We start from the raw sequence: 2,877 nt of genomic DNA, 5'->3' as shown, positions 1-2,877 counted from the left end.
CTAACAGGGCACCTGTATAAAACTGGTAACTGTTAGATCAAGTCTGAACTTCTACACTTTAGCTGCTGGCTAAATTGATTGAAAAAATGTTCCCGGTGACCTCCCAGCCTCGTCATTCGTTGCTCCCACTCTTGTGCTTGTTTTAGGCTGTCGGAGTCAACTGGCGGTAAGATGAAACTTTCCTACATTATGAGTTCCTAAACTTGCTGAAATGGGATACATCTTACTTAAATTCAAAACGTTGAAATATGTTGTGTGTCGACTTTTTGAGAGTCGGGTATGTTATAAAAAATTAAAGCAGAACAACATTCTATTCCTGGCTAATTTTATCGAATGGGTTTGTAGTAGTCTTGATGTGACCAAGCTGTTGTGATTTTAGATGTGATAGATCCGTTGGAATCCAAAACCCTATTTACAGGGTTCTTGCATGCCTTATTACGGCTTGAGTAATCTCATTCAGTACACCACTTTCAAGTTGCCAATGATGCCAGTATAACTTTTGAGGCAAGGTAAACTCAGGGGTAATATTAATGAGTCGGCCCTCCCTTAGTTGTTCTTCTATCTGGATTCTAGGTATTAGACAATAAGCAATATCCGTTAGGGCGAGTTTGACAAACGCTTCCGAGCTTCGTACGACGTGTTTAATTATATGGTTGGTCGATAATTGAAAATACTGTTGTAGAAATTTTTCATGCATATAATCATATTGGTCAAAGACCACGGCAGGTGCACTGACTAACGTTTCTTTACTTATCCCAGATGAGAAATAACGGTGGTAAAAGGAGGGACTTGAAACACACAAATATTCCATATTGCCAAGAAAGATCGTGTCGCAGCCAGGGATCGGTTGAGATTCTGTGCTGATTGCCGCAGTCACTTCCCCACTTCGTAGTTTTTCTAGTGTTCTACCTTCGTCCTCTACAAGTAGATTGAGTTCCACTTTATTGGTCATAAGCACCTGTTGTAGGCTTGGTAGCAACCATGTTGCCAGGCTATCTGCGTTGGTTGCGATTGATACCGATAGTTTGTCTCGCGAAGCATCACTGTTAATGTCCGGTAATATATCCTGCTCCAATAATTTTACCCGGCGATATAACCCCAGTAGTTTTTCACCGGCATCGGTTGCTTTTGGAGGTTGCTCTCGTACAAGTACGGGCTGTGCTAACCATTTTTCCAGTTGTTTGATTCTCTGTGAAACCGCTGATTGCGATACACAAAGCTCTTCTGCTGCTCTCTCGAAGCTTCCTAGCCGAATGATTTCGTCCAGTGTTTCTATACAGCGATAATCGGGCCCTTTCACTATGTTTCTCCATACACATAAGAATTGCTTATTATACATAAATATTATTAGCTACATGAAACTGCTCTGCTGGATAAACTAATGAACATTGAAGTCGTGTTTATCTCAGGAGAGAAAATGAATTATTGGATATTTCTACAAGGGTTTGGATTAGGTGCCAGCATGATCATCCCCATTGGTGCGCAAAATGCTTACGTACTCAGTCAGGGGATCAAACGTAATCACCATTTGGCGACGGCAACCATATGTAGTTTGTTGGATACAGTATTTATTTCATTAGGGGTATTTGGTGGTGGGGTCTTCCTGTCTCAAAATGAATCCCTGTTAACAGCGGTTACTGTTGGGGGGATCGTCTTTCTTTTTTATTACAGCTACTTATCTTTGCGAAAAGTATTTGAAGATGCTGAGGATATTGCTAAGCAAGAACGGAATGTGAAAGGTCGAAGCGCCGTAGTCCTTGGCGCCTTAGCGGTAACCGTATTAAACCCCCATGTCTATTTGGATACCGTTGTCATACTCGGTTCGATCGGTGGCCAGTTCGATCATACAGACCGAGTCTTGTTTGTACTTGGTACGATAATGGCCTCTTTTACCTGGTTTTATGCGATATCAATAGGTGCTGCCAAATTTTCCCCTATTCTGTCCAGGCCCAATGTGAGAAAGAGTATTGATTTGTTAGTGGCAATTGCTATGTTTGTCGTAGCTTCAGCATTACTCGATACACTTTGGTTGCAATACTTAAGTTAGCGTTAATCTAAATTTAGGCATCCACGCTCCTTTCCTCACCATACACACAAACCCTCCTAACTGTTTACATTTTAAAAAGTTACAATGTCACTCGGTGTGCTAGTCTTATTTTTGATTTCTAAGTTGTATAAGCGTGTTATACGACTTAGAATATTATTGATATATAAAGACTTATGATCGTTTTACTTAATCATAGGCAGCGAGGATTTTACGAGTATGGCAAGAGTTTACCCGGTGACAACGAAGGAAGAGATTGCATTGATTGATAAGTATCTAAAGAAGTACCACACACCAATACACTCGGATGTGTGGAACTTTGGTCTTCAGGTCTCTTTACGTATATCAGATATCCTTAAAATTGAATTTGAGCATATTTTGCAGAATAGGATACGGTTTATAGCGCAGAAAACCAAAAAGTCTGATGATATTATTCTCAACCGAAAAGCTATGATGATTGTAAATAGAAGGAGAGAATCAGGAGATAAATATTTATTTCAAAGCAAAAGTAATCGAACCGGAAAAATGATAAAACCAATCTCTTCGGAAAAAATAGGTGAGTCCATTCGGGATGCGGGTAAACGGCATAATTTGATTCTAGGGACTCATAGTATGAGGAAAACATGGGCTTATCACGCATATAAAAAAAGCAATGATTTGGCTTTGATACAAAGAGCGTTACAGCACTCAACTTCTTATGAAACACTTAAATACTTAGGCATTGAACAAGAGCAGCTTGACGCATTGTATTCAAACCTTGAGTTATAACTGAACGAGATAGCCCAAACTAAACGAAAACCATGTTAATAATCATTACCTGTTCTGGACTAGGG

The 2,877-nt window shown here is 39.9% G+C and carries 3 protein-coding genes; 2 read left to right on the top strand and 1 reads right to left on the bottom strand.

The features are described 5' to 3' along the window. Window positions 1-412 precede the first annotated feature (412 nt). A complete protein-coding gene (locus tag M9194_RS21485) occupies window positions 413-1,303 on the bottom strand; it encodes a LysR family transcriptional regulator ArgP (protein WP_250614756.1) in 891 nt (296 codons plus the stop codon). 114 nt (window positions 1,304-1,417) lie between these two features. Here M9194_RS21485 and M9194_RS21480 point away from each other — a divergent pair, with 114 nt between their 5' ends. After that, complete coding sequence (locus M9194_RS21480) at window positions 1,418-2,047, top strand: LysE/ArgO family amino acid transporter (protein ID WP_250614755.1); 630 nt, start codon at window positions 1,418-1,420, stop codon at window positions 2,045-2,047. A gap of 216 nt (window positions 2,048-2,263) precedes the next feature. Further along, window positions 2,264-2,812 (top strand): tyrosine-type recombinase/integrase, encoded by a 549-nt coding sequence (locus M9194_RS21475; RefSeq protein WP_250614754.1) that lies wholly within the window; start codon window positions 2,264-2,266, stop codon window positions 2,810-2,812. Window positions 2,813-2,877: the final 65 nt, after the last annotated feature.

This window comes from Vibrio sinus, from assembly GCF_023634645.1.
Classification (GTDB): Bacteria; Pseudomonadota; Gammaproteobacteria; order Enterobacterales; family Vibrionaceae; genus Vibrio; species Vibrio sinus.
This window is presented reverse-complemented; position numbering and strand designations above follow the sequence as displayed.

What these genes read in the sequence shown, in the direction of transcription:
- M9194_RS21480 (WP_250614755.1), top strand. Translation starts at nt 1,418, where the DNA reads ATGAATTATTGGATATTTCTACAAGGGTTTGGATTAGGTGCCAGCATG.
- M9194_RS21475 (WP_250614754.1), top strand. Translation starts at nt 2,264, where the DNA reads ATGGCAAGAGTTTACCCGGTGACAACGAAGGAAGAGATTGCATTGATT.